The following is a 15,938-nucleotide window of genomic DNA, read 5'->3' as shown; positions in this document are numbered from 1 at the left end:
TCCGTCGCACTCTCTTCCGATCACGGGTCTGTTACTTTTACCGATCAGCTTCGTGCGATGGGAGAGAACGCGCGGTGCTGGAGATCGTCGAACGAAAAGCGAGAAAACTGGCAGAAAAGGCGGAAGAACTGGACAATCGCGACATCGCGCACGCCGTTCGAGATCTTCATGCCAGCATCGTTTCGGTGGCACGTATCATGGAGCGCAGATCCCTAACCGCGCCAGAGCAACGCACGTATCGCGCCGCTGCGGAATAACACCGCGCCGGATACGCTGGTCATTCGTAATTATCGCTAGGGGATATCACGACGCTCTGGCAACACGGAAATTTGCTCGTTTTTCGGGTCGGCACTGTCTTGTAGGAAAATCAAAAAGAGGCGCACTTATCCTGCCGTTCAAATCCCTGTTTTTGGAGCCTGTTTCGATGCGCCTGCCTCTCGTTCTCGCTGGTTTCGCGACCCTTTTCAGCGCGACCGCCGCCTTCGCCGATACGACCGGTGGCACGATCGCGGCCTTCGACCGCGTCGACAGCGTTATCGTGCTCACCGACAAATCGATCTGGGACGTATCATCGCTGAAGGACAAGCTTCCGGAAAATCTGAAAGCCGGAGACAAAATCACGATCGTCTACAAATCCGCAGGAGACAGCGGCGTGGGTAAGCTCGTTTCGATCGAGCGATAGACGCACTTCAACAGCCACTCTGATTCTGCGGGAGCCCGGCGATGTACCTTGACGAGAAGAACGAATGGCAGCCGCCGGAACGGCCGGCGCACCCGGCCCGACCGGAGATCACCGAACGGCAGCAGAAAGTGCTCGGCTGGCTCATCTTGGCGAACGTCGCCGTGATACTCGTAGCGCCGATCGGCGGCGCGAGCCTCGTACATGCCGTCACCTATTGGATTGCAGGCTGACGACGACACGCCCCGCCCCAGCGAGGCATGGCCGGGTGCTGCGACGAAAGCCGGAAAGATGTCTCATACCGGTGGACCTTTGAAAGTACCGCTTTCGAAGGTCCGCCGGCAGCCCGAGCGGCGCTTGAGCCACCAGCCGGGTGAGAACTGGCCCGGAAGGTAAGTTCATTCGTCCGGCGGTATCACACCGGTTCGTGGCGTCGAGCCTTCTATCGGGAAGCAAGGCCCGGAAGAAGCACCAAAAGACCGGCAACGATCATCTCCACCGAGATGGCGAGCAGAATCATCCCCATAAGCCGCGTCGTGATGACGCGCATGGTTTCGCTCATGATTCGACCGATCTGCGCCGAGAAGAAAAGGACGATGAAGATGAACAGCAGCATCGCCGCGACGATGATCGCGACGACGGTCAGCTGATAAGCATCGGTGCTGCGGCCCGCATAGAGGATGATGGTCGCGATCGTACCGGGCCCGACGATCATCGGGAATGTGATCGGATAGAAGGCAAGGCTGGGCAGATCAGCCATCGTGGCCCGCTCCTGGGAGCTGCCATGATGGGCCGTCGCCGTCTGGCCATTCAGCATGGAAAAAGCGATCTTGGCCAGCACGGCGCCTCCGGCGACGCGGAACTGGTCGATCGTGATTCCGAAGAAGTGAATGATGCTGCTTCCCGCGATCAGAATCACGGCGCACATGGCGGTCGAATAGATGCCGACCTTGACCGCGACAGCCCGTTGCTCCGCGACCGAGGCCTCGCTGGTCAGAGCAAGAAAGAGAGGCAAGGTCATGAAGGGGTTCATGATGGCGAAGAAGGCGCCGAGCGCCTTCATCAAGTCCGCTTCGCTCATTGCCTGTCCCAGTCGTCCATTCTGTAGCGGCCCGCTTATGGACGTACGGGCATGAGATTTTGTGCAACCTCGTCGCCGGCCGACACCGCGCAGCCTCAAGCCTTCGTCGATTCGATGAAAACCCTATACCACCGGAAAGTGGATTGTGCTCGCTGAACCAATCAGGGTTCGACGCAATTGACGAAGGCCGCATAGCCACCACCGGAGCCCCGTGCGCGCCCGTTGTTCAACAGGAACTGAGGAGCATCTCAAGATCCGCGCGCCGTGCGCTTCGTCCGCCACGCCCGGTATTTTCGCATCAGCCAGACTTCGGTGCGGCGACGCCAACGGCGCACGCCCGGCAGATCAATCGATAAAACGACCAAGCCGACCGGTATCATCCAGAAGCCGAGAATCGGCAGGAAGCCCAAAGCGCCGCCGATGACGAGCAGCGCTCCGAGAGACATCCGAAGCCAGCGATTCTGCGGCAGGCCGATCCGGCGCCCGGCAATACGCATCGTCTGCCGGCGCCTGTGCACAGGCTCCGAGCCAGGGTGCTCGGCCGAACGCGGCTCATGCGCGACACGTTCTTCGTCTATCGGATCACTGTGGTATCCCATGGTCCTCTGCCCGGCCGTCATTTCTAGCTGGATAACTCAGGGCCTTGAAAAGAGTTCGATGCGCCTCCGCCATACCTGTTTCGGCGACCTGAATTTTTTCGTGGTTTGGCGCTTGGCAAGTCGGGCGGCTGTTTGCTATAGGCACCGCAACGCAAGGAAGAGCGGATTGCTCGTTTCGCCTTGACGTGTTCCCCGGTAGCTCAGTGGTAGAGCACTCGACTGTTAATCGATCGGTCGCTGGTTCGAATCCGGCCCGGGGAGCCACTTCACTTTTCCCAACCAGCTCTGATGTCCATCTGGATCCCGATGCCGGATCGCTCGGGCTACACGCAGCATCTCGCTTTCGGCCGGCCAGTCTGATTGAGCCGATCCGCGGGTTTCCCTTCCACGCTCGATCGCCTCACCCCACGCTCTGCCCCTGCGGCAAACTCTGCGGCTTGGACACTAAGAGCGCCTGTCACCCCGGCCGGGTGCGCCTACTTCTTCTTCCACACGTATTAGGACAGGAGGCGCTTCAGCCATGAACCCGAACGACGCCATCAAGGAAGTGCAACGCTGCGCCGATGCCCTGACGAAGGCCTTGAACGCTGCGGCGGACCAGGGCGCGCATGTCGAAATCGAGATCGTTCAGCGCTCACATGGCGGCCAGCAGCCGGCCGGGCGAGAGGTGCAGGTCCGTTACGAACAGGATTCAGGCATCCGTCCCGAAAACCTCAATTCGGCCAACGACTCCTGATTCTTGCCGCACCCCAACTGAAGGACGCACACGGGTCGGGACGGTCCGTCCTTTTCCGACAGCATAGGAAGGCGCTGGTTTGCCCGCCCGGAGGGCTGCCTGACACCTCCGCTAGCCTCGGCAACGATCTCCGTTGCCCAATTATTCGGCAAAACAGAAAGGTGTTTCAAGTTTAAACGCCTTGCATTGCTTAACGCACTTGTGGAGCGTAGCTTCTCGACGAACCAGCGGTTGTCTCTTGGTCGGTGAGGCGGCCGGATCGAAAGGAGCCGCGCCATGTCGGAAGATTTGACGATCCACTCCCGTGACGGATCCTTGTACAATGAGGACCTCGCTCCGCTGCCGAAAAGTCAGCGAAAATGGTCCTGGTTCGAGATCTTCAACGTCTGGTCCAACGATATCCAGAGCCTGTTCGGCTACACGCTCGCGGCCACCCTTTTCATCACCTCCGGCCTCAATGGCTGGTGGGTGTTTCTCGGCATCATCATCGCCGGCCTCATCGTCATGGGCCTCGTGAACCTGACGGGCATACCGAGCGTCAAATACGGCATCCCCTACCCCGTGATGGCGCGCGCCTCGATGGGTGTCCGGGGTGCCAATTTCCCGGCCCTTGTCCGGGGTATCGTGGCGATCTTCTGGTATGGCGTTCAGACCTATTTCGCCTCGACGGCGGTCTCCCTCGCCATCAGCGCCTTTACCGGCGGTGGAGGCGGAGGCGAACCGGTTCTTTTCGGCCTGACGGCGGTCGACTGGGTCGCCTATATCCTCGTCGCGATCTTCCAGGTTGCGCTGTTCATTCGCGGCATCGACTGGATCACGAAATTTCTGAATTTCGCCGGCCCAGTGGTCTACGCGGTCATGATCGCGCTTGCCCTCTACATCTGGTACGCGGCGGGAAACTCCATTTTCGGGCAAATGGGCGAAATCTTCAGCGGCAGCACGGTCGATCCGGGCGCTGTGGAAACGGCAGCGGAGGTCTCGTCCAGCGGTCTCCTAGCCTTCATTGGCGTCGTCGGCACGATGGTCGCCTATTTCGCGGCGGTCATCATCAATTACGGCGATTTCGCCCGCTTCGTCCGGTCGGACGGCCAAATGAAGTTCGGCAATTTCATGGGGCTGCCGGTAAGCCTTGCCCTCTTCTCCTTTCTCGCACTCTTCATCACTGCGGGAACAGCCGTGATCTTCGGCGACATCGTCACCAATCCGACCCAGATCATCGAACTCGTCGATAATCCGTTCCTGACCCTCATCGGTGCGATTACCTTCTTCCTGGCGACCGTCGGCATCAATCTTGTCGCGAATTTCATTCCGCCCGCCTACGATATCGCCAATATGGCGCCATCGAAGATCTCCGCGCGCACCGGCGGCTTCATCACCGCGGGCATTGCCTTCTTCATCGGAGCCCTGTGGGTCTCGGTTATTTCCGCCATCGGCATCGCGGGTTTCGTCGACACCCTCGGCGCCGTCCTTGCGCCGCTCTACGGCATTCTCGTCTGCGACTTCTACCTGATCCGCAAACGGCATCTGGAGATAGAGGAGCTCTATACGGCCGAGCCGAGTGGCATCTACTATTTCGACAATGGCTGGAATCGAAACGCGCTTTACGCCTTCGCGATTGCGGCGGTCTTCTCGGTCGCGTCCGTCTGGGTGCCACAGCTTGAGGCACTCTCAGGATTTGCCTGGATCATTGGAGCCGCGCTCGCAGCCTTGCTGCACTATGCCTTCATGCGCAATCACGCCGTGGTTCGCGACGAAAGCAGCTTGGCGGCCAAATGACCCGGCGCGGATCGCATCCAGCTTCGAATCGCCCATAGAAACAGGAGATCGGATGATCGGAGCGTCCTGCCAGAGGCTTCGGGATTGCCGTGCGCCCGGTAGAATGCACGGAAGGATTGGACCGACGCGATCCGATCCGGCTCAGGCAACCGGACTTTCCAATCGCCTTGCGGCTTACTGGCCGGTGCTCAAGCACCGGCTCCGGCATAGCGCTCGATCAGCTCGGTCACTTCGGCATCGCGCTTGCGGCTTGAATCGCCGCCCATGACGACCACGATCAGTCGGCGGCCATTGCGCCGAACGGTCGCGACCAAATGCGAGCCGGCGTCGTTGATATAGCCGGTCTTCATGCCGTCGACGCCGGCAACCTTGCCGAGGAGCTTGTTCGTCGATTTGTAGGTTCGGCCCTTGTATTCGTAGGAGGGCGTGGAAAAGAGCCGCACGTCCCTCGGGTAGCGCGAGAGGAGGACACGGCTGAGAATGGCCATATCCCGCGCGCTGGAAGCCTGTCGCGGGTCCGGCAGTCCGGAAGCGTTGGCAAACTGGGTGTGGTTCATGCCGAGCGAGCGCGCCTTGCGCGTCATGACCGCGGCGAAGGCCTCTTCGGAGCCCGCCATGTTCTCCGCGACGACCGTTGCGACATCATTGGCCGATTTCACCGCGAGAGCCGTCATCGCGAGGCTGACCGGGATCGTCTCGCCGGGCTTCAGGCCAAGCTTGGAGGGCGGCTTCGACGCCGCGTTCTCGCTCACCGTAAACAACGTATCGCGCGAAAGCTGACCCTGCTCAACGGCCTCGAACAGAAGATAGAGCGTCATCATCTTCGTGAGCGAGGCGGGATAGCGCAGCTCGTCGGCCTGATCTTCGTAAAGGGTCCGTCCGGTCGCATAATCGACGACGAGTGCGGAGTGGCCGCGCCGCTCGATCTGGCTGAAGGCGATCGGCGACACCGGCCGCGATGCGGGCATCAGACCTTCGGCCGTCAGCTGGGAAGACTGACAGCCGGCCAAGAGGCCGAGCGAAAGGATGGCCGCGAATAGCCGCCCGCTCAGTCGCCTGAATGGTGCTCGCGATAGAATGTCGCCCATGGCATCGGCTCTCGATCCAGTTCCGGAAGAATTAACCCTATGGGCGAGGATCTTAAGGAGGGTCAAACGAGACGGAAGCCGGCCAACGAATCACGTCGCCGTTGTGCCGGCATAGCAACATGAGTGCGGCGGGAATGCCGCGCTTTCAGGGTCTTCCGATGTGCACGCAGTACTCGTTTCGCGGGATCACATTGTCATCACTTCGTGCGGAGCGTCGTCTCTGTCGGTCTGATCATGGACCGCAGGAACAGTTTCGGCAGTTCCGACCGGCACGACCAGATGCAGAAAGGCCCCGGACGTGATGTCCGGGGCCAGTTTCGCGGAGATCGGGTTTGAAGCGGTCAATCCGACCCGCGATTTTGGCCGTGATGCCCGCGCTCATCACCGTGACGCTCGCCATGATGCTTTCCGTGATGGCCTCGCATCTCATGTCGACCGCCGCGTTGCGAACGGGCCTCGCGCATCATGGAGCGAACGAGTGCGGTTGCCGTTTCCACCTGCTCCGGGGTCAGGGCTTCCTGAAGCTCTGAGGAAGCGGTCTGCAATCGTTTAGCCTCTTCGCCAGATGTAATCGCACGCTGGGTGATCCGGTCGATGAACTCGAACGGTGAACGCTCACCGCGTTCCCGGCGGGTGTTTGGGGTATCCGATGCACCGTCGTCCTGGCGACCGGCCGTCTGATCGCCCGGCTGCATCGCGTCGCCGCCCTCACTCGCATTCTCTCCGCGTGCGCCGGGTCTCTTGCCACGTGGACCGGGGCCGGGTTGTGCGGCGATGGCGAAAGCGGTCGCAGCCGACGAAAACTGGCGCCAGACGGGCATCTGCTCCGGCGTGATTCCGATGCCGGTTTCAAGCGCAGCCAATGCCGTTGCGACACGGGCCGGCGTCATCATCGCGCCCATTCCTCCGCGGCGGTGGTGCCATCCGTGCTTTTTATGCCAATCGCCACCGCGACGCTCGGCGTGGCGCTTCTCCTGATCCGTCCGGCGCTCCATGCGATCGGCCTGACGTTCGCCCTCACCTGCCCTCTCTGCGCCTTGCGTGGATGCCGGGCTGGCCTCGCCGGAGGTCGCCGGCGGTGCTTGGATGGGCTCGGTGGTTTGCGCCTGCGCTGCGGTCAGCGCGGTCGTGGAAACGAGCACTCCGGCGAGCACCGCCGCGATTCGGCTACGGGTCCTCAAGGGCGTGGCGCTCGATTGGTTCGACATGGGATCATCCTTGTTTTTCCTGCGATAATCCGGGTTTAACCCTCTTCGATGTCCCAGGTTCGGCGGAACGTAACAAAGTGTGTCCCACAGGGGCGCTTTTCATTGCGGAAGGTTGCGGGGACGTGCTTCTGAAAGGTTTTGTCACACGAAGCGACTCGGCAATCGTACGGTTTTGGCGTTTCACAGAAACGGCGAACATCCGGCCCATTCGCCTTTGACCGCCCTCGCCCAACCGGATCATCGAACCATGGCATTGCCGCATATTCTCGTCACCGACGACGATCCCGAGATCGGCCGTCTTCTCGGCAAATATCTCGAAGGCCAAGGCTTCCGCTGCACGCTGGCGATAGACCGCAGATCCTGCGAAGCAAAGCTCGCGGAAGCCAGGATCGATCTTCTCGTCCTCGACGTGATGCTGCCGGACGGATCGGGTCTTGAGATCTGCCGCGACCTCAAGGATCGACGCCCCCAGCTTCCGATCATTCTCCTGACGGCACTCAAGGAGGATGTCGACCGCATCGTCGGGCTCGAACTCGGCGCGGACGACTATCTCGGCAAGCCCTTCAATCCGCGCGAACTCGCGGCACGCATAAAGGCGGTGCTCCGTCGCACCTCGCAGCACGCGGACAGCACGACAAACGAGGAAGCGGGCGCAATTTACGCCTTCGAGGGATTCTCGGCCGATCCAGGACGGCGAAGGGTTACCGATGGCTCTGGCGAAGAAATTGCGCTGACCGGCGCTGAATTCGATCTCCTTATGATCTTCCTCGAGCGGCCCAACCGCGTCCTGTCTCGGGATCTTCTGATGGACCACCTTCACGGGAGAAACGTCGAGCCATACGATAGGGCGATAGACGTTACGATGAGCAGGCTGAGGCGCAAGCTCGATGACGGCGGAAAATTCAAGCTTTTTAAAACCGTGCGAAATGGCGGCTACCAGTTCGCCGCGATGGTGGAAAAGCAGGGCGGCGGACGCTCGTGATGTCCCTGCGTGCCCGCATCGCACTTCTCATCGTCTTCGCCATCGTCGGCGTCGTCGTCGTCGCTGCAATGGTCTCGGTTCAGCTTCTGGACCGGCCCGACCGCGAAAGCTTCTACCAGACCTTTGCCGAAGAGGTTCGGATCGTGACGGCGGTTCTGCAGGACGACCCGCAGGCTGCCGAGCGGCTTCAAATCACCGTCGGGCCGCCCCCAAAGAAAGGTGAAGATTATTCGGTGCGGAAGCGCAAGTTTCTGTCGTCCGTGCGCGACACGTCCGGCGACATCATTCCGGTGCGCATCGTTCACGACAAGACCGGTCGCGCCCGACAGCTCGCCTTTGAATTCGCGGACGGCCAATGGGCCTATCTGCCCTTTCTCGGTCCGCCACCGCGTAACTGGCCGGTCTTTGTCGCCAATATGGCTCTGGTGACACTCGGCGCCATCGTCATCGCACTTCTCGTTGCGGGAAAGGTCGCAAGTCCCTTGCGCCTTTTGGAAAGAGCGATCGCGACGGTCGGACCCGACGGACTTCCAGCCAAACTTCCCGAACGGGGTCCGATGGAAGTGCGCGAAACCGCCCGCGCGCTCAACCTGCTGATCGATCGGGTAAAGACCGGCATCGAAACACGCATGCGGCTCGTCGCGGCGGCTGGTCACGATCTCAGAACCCCCATGACACGCATGCGGCTTCGGGCCGAGTTTCTGCCCGAGGAAGATCGCGGCGTCTGGCTGAAGGATCTGGAGGAACTCGACCGGATCGCGGATTCGGCCATCCGCCTCGTTCGGGAGGACGTCGATCCACAATCCCGCGAAACGGTCGTTCTCCCGCTCCTGCTCTGGGAAATCGCATGCGAGCTTCGCGATATCGGACTGATCGTCGACCCGGCAATCGACAGGGACGCCGATATTTCCGTCTCGGCGCCGCCGCTCGCCCTCAAGCGCGCGCTCAGAAATCTGGTGGAGAACGCCGCCGTCCATGGCGACACAGCGCGGATCGAGCTTCACCAGGCCGGGCGGTCAGCCATTATCACGATCAGCGATAACGGTCCGGGAATTCCACCCGAACTGATCGATCGCGCCTTCGAACCGTTCTTCCGTGTCGACCCCGGACGGCGCAAGCTGAAACCGGGCGCAGGTCTTGGGATGGCGATTGCAAAAGAGATCATCGACAGACTCGGAGGCGAAGTCGAAATCGCCAACAAACCAGAGGGAGGCCTGAGGCAGACGGTGCGGCTTCACGGCTGACGATTGGCAAGTCATCAAATCATCACAGATGCGTCATTCCGTGCTATAAACTTGATATCGTCACCAGCCTTCGCTTTATCCATAGGAAGGCAGATATGGGACTTTGGGAGAAATGTCCGATCGAGGCATGAATCGAGCGTCGAGAAACGGCCGCAAGATCCTTGCGACAGCTGCTCCCGATGCACGCCCTGCTCTCCGCGTCGGATTTCTCCTCGCCCACAATTTCACGCTTTCCGCCCTCTCCCTCTTTATCGACACGCTTCGCCTTGCCGGCGACGATGGCGATCGCTCCCGCCCCATTCGCGCTAGCTGGCACATCATGGCACCAAGGCCAGAGCCGCTTCGCTCCAGCTGCGGTGTCAGCGTCACGCGCACGTCAGGCCTCATCGAGCCTGAAAACTTCGACTACATCGTCGTGGTCGGCGGGCTGCTTGATGGCGGCGAACAGATCGACCGCGCGATTCTGGGCTATCTCGATCGCTGCGATCAGGCTGGCTCGACACTGATCGGCGTTTGTACCGGCTCCTTCGTCCTGTCGCGCGCCGGCTTGATGAAGGGGCGGCGCACCTGCGTATCCTGGTTTCATGCCGAGGATTTCGCGGCCGAATTTCCCGATCAGACGCCGGACACGCAACAGCTTTTCATCGACGACGGCAATCGCATCACCTGCGCCGGTGGTGGCGGGGTGGCCGATCTCGCGGCCTATCTCGTCAGGCGGCACATCAATCTCGACGCCGCCAAGAAAAGCCTTCACGTGCTGCAGCTCCACGATGCGAGGCAAGGCAGCGAAGCGCAGCCTCATGCAGGATCGGCCTCGTCCGATTCTCGCGTTCGCCGGGCGATCCTGTTGATGGAGAGCCATGTGGGCAATCCATTGCCGGTCGATACCATCGCCATTCGTCTGGATTTATCGGGCCGGCAGCTCGAACGCCTGTTCCGAACCACGCTGGGGCAGGCCCCGGCGGCGGTCTATCGCAAGATTCGCCTCGACCATGCGCGGCGGCTTCTGGAAACGACCAGCAAATCGGTGACCGACATCGCCATCGAATCCGGTTTCTGCGACGGTGCACACTTCGCGCAGAGCTTCCGAACAGCCTTCGGACAGTCGCCCAAGCAAGTGCGTTCGCGACGGGAAAATATCGAAACGGCGACCGTTTAGCCGGTCGCTTCCGGTAAGCCGGCTTCAAAGGTCCTGAGTATAAAGAGCTGGTACTAAACGATTTTTTGCACCTGCTGCCACCTTTTTCGGCAGCGCAGCAAATCGAACAAAGGTGTCGCATTCCTCATGATTGGCGACGCTTTTCCGACAGTTTTGTAACGCGTTAAAATTTACACCACACTTGTCTCAACGGGGGCCTGATCCATGCGTCGTTTCTCACTCGCCTCTCTGCTCAAAGAGTCCACCCAAGGCCATACCGGATGGGAACGCCAATGGCGTGCGCCGGAGCCCAAGAAAGAGTACGACGTCGTCATCGTCGGTGGTGGTGGCCACGGCCTTGCAACGGCTTACTATCTCGCGAGCGTTCATGGCGTGACGAATGTCGCCGTGATCGAAAAGGGCTGGATCGGCGGCGGCAATACCGGCCGTAACACGACGATCATCCGCTCGAACTACCTGTTCGACGAGTCGGCTGCCCTCTACAATCACGCGATGAACCTTTGGGAAGGCCTCTCCCAGGAGCTGAACTACAACATCATGTTCTCCCAGCGCGGCGTCCTCATGCTCGCGCACAACCATCATGATGTCGTCACGTTCAAGCGGCACGTCTATTCCAACAAGCTCAACGGCGTCGAGAACGAGTGGCTGACGACCGAGGAGTGCAAGGAATTCTGCCCGCCGCTCGATACTTCGAAGAACATCCGGTATCCTGTGATGGGCGGCGCGCTGCAGCGCAAGGGCGGCACCGCCCGCCACGACGCGGTGGCCTGGGGTTATGCACGCGGCGCCGACGCGCGCGGCGTCGACATCATCCAGAACTGCGAGGTCACGGGCCTTCAGCGCAATCCGGACGGCTCCGTCAAGGCCGTCGAGACGACCCGCGGCACCATCGGCGCCAAGAAGGTCGGTGTCGTCGCGGCCGGTCACACCGGCGTCGTGATGGGCCGTTTCGGCCTGCGCATGCCGGTCGAATCCGTGCCGCTGCAGGCGCTTGTGTCGGAGCCGGTCAAGCCGTGCTTCCCCTGCGTCGTCATGTCGAACGCCGTGCACGCCTACATCTCGCAGTCCGACAAGGGCGAGCTGGTGATCGGTGCCGGTACCGACCAGTACAACTCCTATTCGCAGCAGGGTGGCATCCACGTCACCAACCACACGCTCGATGCGATCTGCGAGCTCTTCCCGCAGTTCACCCGCATGCGCATGCTGCGCTCCTGGGGCGGCATCGTCGACGTCACGCCTGACCGCTCGCCGATCCTGTCGAAGACGCCGATCAAGAACCTCTTCGTCAACTGCGGCTGGGGAACCGGCGGCTTCAAGGCGACGCCGGGGTCGGGCCACGTCTTCGCGCACATGCTGGCCACCGGCGAGCCGCACAAGATCAATGCGCCCTACAGCCTCGACCGGTTCCGCACCGGCCAGCTGATCGACGAAGCGGCCGCTGCCGCGGTCTCCCACTGACGCTCCGTTCCAAGAAGGATCAGGCCCATGCTTCTCATCCGTTGTCCCTATTGCGGAAACCGGCCCGAGACCGAATTTCATGGCGGTGGCGAAGCGCATATCGAGCGCCCCGAAAACCCGTCCGAGATGACTGATCAGGACTGGGCGGAGTTCCTCTACTACCGCACGAACCCCAAGGGCATGCATGCCGAGCGCTGGCAGCATCGCCACGGCTGCGGCCGCTGGTTCAACGCGCTGCGCGATACGGTCACCGACCAGTTCGCCGCGACCTACGAGATGGGCATGCCCCGTCCCGATCTAGCCGCTTCCTCCGATTCCGTCCGCACCGCCTGAAGGTTCGAATCAAGATGAGCCAGCCCTTTCGCAGATCATCCGGCGGCCATATCGACCGCTCCCAGCCGATCACCGTTTCCTTCAATGGCAAGACGCTCAACGGCTATCGCGGCGACACCATCGCCTCGATGCTGCTTGCATCCGGCTCCCATCTCGCCGGTCGGTCCTTCAAGTATCACCGTCCGCGCGGCATTCTGAGCCACGGCTCGGACGAGCCGAACGCGCTGCTCTCGGTCGACTGGCGCCCCGAAATGGGCGAAGGTCGCCGCGACCCCAACAACCGCGCCTCCGTGGTCGAGGCCCGTCCGGGCCTGAAGGTCGCGACCCAGAACCACTGGCCTTCGCTGGAGCGCGATGTCGGGGCGGTCAACGACGTCCTGTCGCCGGTCTTCGTCGCGGGCTTCTACTACAAGACCTTCATGTGGCCCCGGAAGTTCTGGGACAAGGTCTACGAGCCCGTCATCCGCCGCGCCGCAGGCCTCGGCGATGCGCCTGAGGTGTCGGATGCCGACCGTTACGCCAATCGCCACGCCCATGCCGACATCCTCGTCGTCGGCGCAGGTCCTGCAGGCCTTTCGGCCGCCCTCGCTGCATCCGAAGATGGCTCCAAGCGCGTGATCCTCGCCGACGAGGGCTTCAAGCTCGGCGGCTCGCTTCTCAACGACGCCACCTCCGAGATCGACGGCAAGCCCGCCGCCGAATGGGTCGAGGAGATGGTGGCCCAGCTCGACGCCCGCGAGAACGTGATCGTTCTGCCGCGCACGACCGTGTTCGGCTATTACAACCACAACCATATCGCCATGGTGGAGCGTGTTGCGGACCACCGCGACAACGCGCCGGAGAACCTTGCTCGCGAACGCCTCTGGCAGGTTCGTACAGGCAAGGTCATCATCGCCGCCGGCAGCCACGAGCGTCCGCTCGTCTTCGAAAACAACGACCGTCCGGGTATCCTGCTCGCAGAAAGTGCGCGTGCGTTCATCAACCGCTACGCCGTTCTGCCTGGCAAGAAGATGGTCGTCGCCACCTGTGGCGCATCGGCCTATCGCACCGCGCTCGACGCAAAGGCGGCTGGCATCGACGTCACCATCGTCGATATCCGCCTAGGCGAAGATTGCGGGCCTGAACTTGCCGAAGCTCGCTCGGCCGGGATCAATGTCATGACCAGCCACACGGTGGTCAAGGCACTCGGCAAGGCGCGCGTCTCCGGTCTCGTGGTCGCTCCGCTCGACAACAATGGCCAGGTCGGCACGCGTCGCACCCTCGCCTGCGACACGGTTGCGATGTCCGGCGGCTGGACGCCGTCCGTCCATCTGTTCTCACAGTCCCGCGGCAAGCTCGCCTACAACGCCGACCTCGACGCCTTCCTGCCCGGCCAGTCCGCCCAGGAAGAGGTCTCTGCCGGTGCCTGCCACGGCATCTACGACCTCTCCGACATCATCGCCGACGGCTACAAGGCTGGCGGTTCGGACAAGACGGCTTCGGCGACGCCGACCTTTGTCGGTTTCGAGCCGGTTCGCGTCATGCCGACCGATGCGGATCCGAAGAAGGTCAAGGCGTTCATAGACTTCCAGAACGACGTCACCGCCAAGGATATCAAGCTCGCCGTTCGCGAGGGGTTCGAGTCCATCGAACACGTCAAGCGCTACACCACGACCGGTATGGCGACGGACCAGGGCAAGACCTCCAACATGAACGCGCTCGGTCTCGTCGCCGGCGTTCTCGACCGGCCGCTTCCGGCGATCGGTACGACGACCTTCCGTCCGCCCTATACCCCGGTCACCTTTGGCGCTCTCGTCGGCCCTTCGCGTGGAGATCGTTTCGAGCCGGTCCGCACGACCGCGATCGACGCATGGGCCGTCGCTAACGGAGCCGAGTTCGAACCGGTCGGGAACTGGCGCCGTGCGCACTACTTCCCGAAGGCCGGAGAGAGCATGCGCGACGCAGTCTCGCGCGAGTGCAAGGCCGTGCGCACCTCTGTCGGAATCTTCGACGCCTCGACCCTCGGCAAGATCGAGGTCGTCGGCCCGGATGCGGCCGAGTTCATGAACCGCATCTACACCAATGCCTGGACCAAGCTGAAGGTGGGCGGTTGCCGCTACGGCCTGATGCTCGGCGAGAACGGCTTCGTCATGGATGACGGCGTCGTCGCCCGCCTCGCAGAGGACCGTTTCCATGTGACGACGACCACCGGCGGCGCGCCACGGGTGTTCCAGCACATGGAGGACTACCTCCAGACCGAATGGCCGGATCTCGACGTCTTCATCACATCGATCACCGAGCAGTGGGCAGCGATCGCCGTTCAGGGCCCGAACGCCAAGAAGGTCGTCGAACCCTTCGTTTCGGATATCGATCTGTCGGAAAGCGCCTTCCCGCACATGGCCGTCCGCGAGGGCTTCATCTGCGGCGTTCCCACCCGCCTCTTCCGGGTGTCGTTCACCGGCGAAAAGGGCTTCGAGGTCAATGTTCCGGCCGAGTACGCCGAGAGCGTCTGGAAAGCCCTCTACGAAGAAGGCAAGAAGTACGACATCACGCCCTACGGCACGGAAACCATGCACGTCCTGCGCTGCGAGGTGGGCTTCATCATCGTCGGCCAGGAAACCGACGGTACCGCGACGCCGGACGATGTCGGGCTTTCGGGTCTCGTCTCCAAGAAGAAGTCGGACTTCGTCGGCATGCGTTCGCTTCGCCGGCCCGATATGCTTCTGTCCGATCGCAAGCAGCTCGTCGGTATCCTCGCCAAGAATCCGAACGAAGTTCTCGATGAAGGTGCCCAAGTCGTCGAAGATCCAAGCATCCCGGTTCCGATGCCGATGATCGGCCATGTCACCTCCAGCTACTACTCGTCGAACTGCGGCCGATCGATCGCGATGGGCATGATCAAGGGTGGCCGGGACCGTATCGGCCAAAAAGTCTGGGTGACCACGCCGAACGGCTTCACCGAGGCCACCATTTCAACTTCCGTCTTCCACACCGTTCAGGGAGAAAAGGTCGATGCTTGAGGTCAATGTCGCCCGCCGCGTACAGGCCGTCCGTCCAGACGCCCGCGCCACCGCCGGGCCCGTCAAGATCACCGTGCAGCCAGCTGTCGGCCGTCTCTCCTTCCGCGCAAAGCAGAAGGCGCTTTCGGGCAGCACTGAGGTCGCGGGCTTCGCGGTCGACGGCCCGATCAACTCGCGCCGCGAAAATATGGGGCTTGCGAGTCTCCGTCTCGGCCCGGACGAGTGGATGCTCCTCTGCGAAGAGAGCGAAACCGAAGCTGTCATCGAGAACGTCGCGCGGTCCTTCGACAACGTGGCGCATTCGCTGGTCGATGTCTCGCATCGCGACGTGACCTTCGAAGTGACGGGCAAGGATTCGGAGGCTGTCATCAATTCGGGCTGCCCGATTGATCTGTCACTTTCCGCCTTCCCGGTCGGCAGCGCGACGCGTACACTGCTCGGAAAGTCGGAGATTGTACTCGCTCGAATCGACGAGACCACTTGGCGCGTCACCTGCTGGCGCTCTTTCGGAACCTACGTCCAGGGTTTCCTGGCCGAAGCAGCGCTCGATTTCGCTTAAAATCGCACCGCAATAAGGCACCAATTCGCTTCTTTCG

16 protein-coding genes and 1 tRNA gene are annotated in these 15,938 nt (G+C 61.7%); 13 read left to right on the top strand and 4 right to left on the bottom strand.

The features are described from left to right. Window positions 1–74 precede the first annotated feature (74 nt). The 3 genes from ABDX79_RS11370 to ABDX79_RS11360 all read left to right on the top strand — a co-directional run bounded on the left by ABDX79_RS11370 (window position 75) and on the right by ABDX79_RS11360 (window position 912). Complete coding sequence (locus ABDX79_RS11370; protein WP_346220409.1) at window positions 75–257, top strand: hypothetical protein; 183 nt, start codon at window positions 75–77, stop codon at window positions 255–257. 167 nt (window positions 258–424) lie between these two features. Further along, window positions 425–682, top strand: a complete 258-nt coding sequence (locus ABDX79_RS11365; RefSeq protein WP_346220408.1) for a hypothetical protein — start codon at window positions 425–427, stop codon at window positions 680–682. A gap of 41 nt (window positions 683–723) precedes the next feature. Beyond that, the gene (locus ABDX79_RS11360; RefSeq protein WP_346220407.1) at window positions 724–912 is read left to right on the top strand and encodes a hypothetical protein; all 189 of its coding nucleotides are present in this window, start codon (window positions 724–726) and stop codon (window positions 910–912) included. 209 nt (window positions 913–1,121) lie between these two features. Here ABDX79_RS11360 and ABDX79_RS11355 read toward each other — a convergent pair whose 3' ends face one another. Beyond that, entirely contained in the window at window positions 1,122–1,760 is a 639-nt protein-coding gene (locus ABDX79_RS11355) for a MarC family protein (RefSeq protein ID WP_346220406.1), read from the bottom strand. Between the two features lie 248 nt (window positions 1,761–2,008). After that, the gene (locus ABDX79_RS11350) at window positions 2,009–2,257 is read right to left on the bottom strand and encodes a hypothetical protein (RefSeq protein WP_346220405.1); all 249 of its coding nucleotides are present in this window, start codon (window positions 2,255–2,257) and stop codon (window positions 2,009–2,011) included. A 291-nt stretch (window positions 2,258–2,548) separates the two neighbouring features. Between ABDX79_RS11350 and ABDX79_RS11345 the strand changes: the two genes are divergently transcribed. From ABDX79_RS11345 to ABDX79_RS11335, 3 genes are all read left to right on the top strand, one after another. Further along, window positions 2,549–2,623, top strand: a tRNA-Asn gene (locus ABDX79_RS11345). A gap of 256 nt (window positions 2,624–2,879) precedes the next feature. After that, window positions 2,880–3,095, top strand: a complete 216-nt coding sequence (locus tag ABDX79_RS11340) for a hypothetical protein (protein WP_346220404.1) — start codon at window positions 2,880–2,882, stop codon at window positions 3,093–3,095. A gap of 276 nt (window positions 3,096–3,371) precedes the next feature. Then, window positions 3,372–4,871 (top strand): NCS1 family nucleobase:cation symporter-1, encoded by a 1,500-nt coding sequence (locus ABDX79_RS11335; RefSeq protein ID WP_346220403.1) that lies wholly within the window; start codon window positions 3,372–3,374, stop codon window positions 4,869–4,871. A gap of 188 nt (window positions 4,872–5,059) precedes the next feature. On the opposite strand, the gene ABDX79_RS11330 is transcribed toward ABDX79_RS11335, so the two are convergent. Both ABDX79_RS11330 and ABDX79_RS11325 read right to left on the bottom strand, forming a co-directional pair. Then, the gene (locus ABDX79_RS11330; protein ID WP_463671155.1) at window positions 5,060–5,839 is read right to left on the bottom strand and encodes a D-alanyl-D-alanine carboxypeptidase family protein; all 780 of its coding nucleotides are present in this window, start codon (window positions 5,837–5,839) and stop codon (window positions 5,060–5,062) included. A 461-nt stretch (window positions 5,840–6,300) separates the two neighbouring features. Then, on the bottom strand, window positions 6,301–7,167 hold the full coding sequence (locus ABDX79_RS11325) for a hypothetical protein (protein ID WP_346220401.1): 867 nt from the start codon (window positions 7,165–7,167) through the stop codon (window positions 6,301–6,303). 247 nt (window positions 7,168–7,414) lie between these two features. Here ABDX79_RS11325 and ABDX79_RS11320 point away from each other — a divergent pair, with 247 nt between their 5' ends. The 7 genes from ABDX79_RS11320 to ABDX79_RS11290 all read left to right on the top strand — a co-directional run bounded on the left by ABDX79_RS11320 (window position 7,415) and on the right by ABDX79_RS11290 (window position 15,901). After that, window positions 7,415–8,149: a response regulator transcription factor gene (locus ABDX79_RS11320; protein WP_346220400.1), complete on the top strand. Its 735-nt coding sequence runs from the start codon at window positions 7,415–7,417 to the stop codon at window positions 8,147–8,149. Next, entirely contained in the window at window positions 8,149–9,393 is a 1,245-nt protein-coding gene (locus tag ABDX79_RS11315) for an ATP-binding protein (protein WP_346220399.1), read from the top strand. Before ABDX79_RS11320 ends, ABDX79_RS11315 begins: the two co-directional genes overlap by 1 nt. A 127-nt stretch (window positions 9,394–9,520) precedes the next feature. Next, entirely contained in the window at window positions 9,521–10,552 is a 1,032-nt protein-coding gene (locus ABDX79_RS11310; protein WP_346220398.1) for a GlxA family transcriptional regulator, read from the top strand. Window positions 10,553–10,756: 204 nt separating this feature from the next. Next, window positions 10,757–12,010, top strand: coding sequence for a sarcosine oxidase subunit beta family protein (locus ABDX79_RS11305; protein ID WP_346220397.1), 1,254 nt, complete (start codon window positions 10,757–10,759; stop codon window positions 12,008–12,010). A 27-nt stretch (window positions 12,011–12,037) separates the two neighbouring features. Continuing rightward, entirely contained in the window at window positions 12,038–12,343 is a 306-nt protein-coding gene (locus ABDX79_RS11300; protein ID WP_346220396.1) for a sarcosine oxidase subunit delta, read from the top strand. Window positions 12,344–12,357: 14 nt separating this feature from the next. Next, entirely contained in the window at window positions 12,358–15,342 is a 2,985-nt protein-coding gene (locus ABDX79_RS11295; RefSeq protein ID WP_346220395.1) for a sarcosine oxidase subunit alpha family protein, read from the top strand. Further along, entirely contained in the window at window positions 15,335–15,901 is a 567-nt protein-coding gene (locus ABDX79_RS11290) for a sarcosine oxidase subunit gamma (RefSeq protein ID WP_346220394.1), read from the top strand. Before ABDX79_RS11295 ends, ABDX79_RS11290 begins: the two co-directional genes overlap by 8 nt. Window positions 15,902–15,938 lie beyond the last annotated feature (37 nt).

Source organism: Fulvimarina fulva (assembly GCF_039652615.1).
Classification (GTDB): domain Bacteria; phylum Pseudomonadota; class Alphaproteobacteria; order Rhizobiales; family Rhizobiaceae; genus Fulvimarina.
This window is presented reverse-complemented; position numbering and strand designations above follow the sequence as displayed.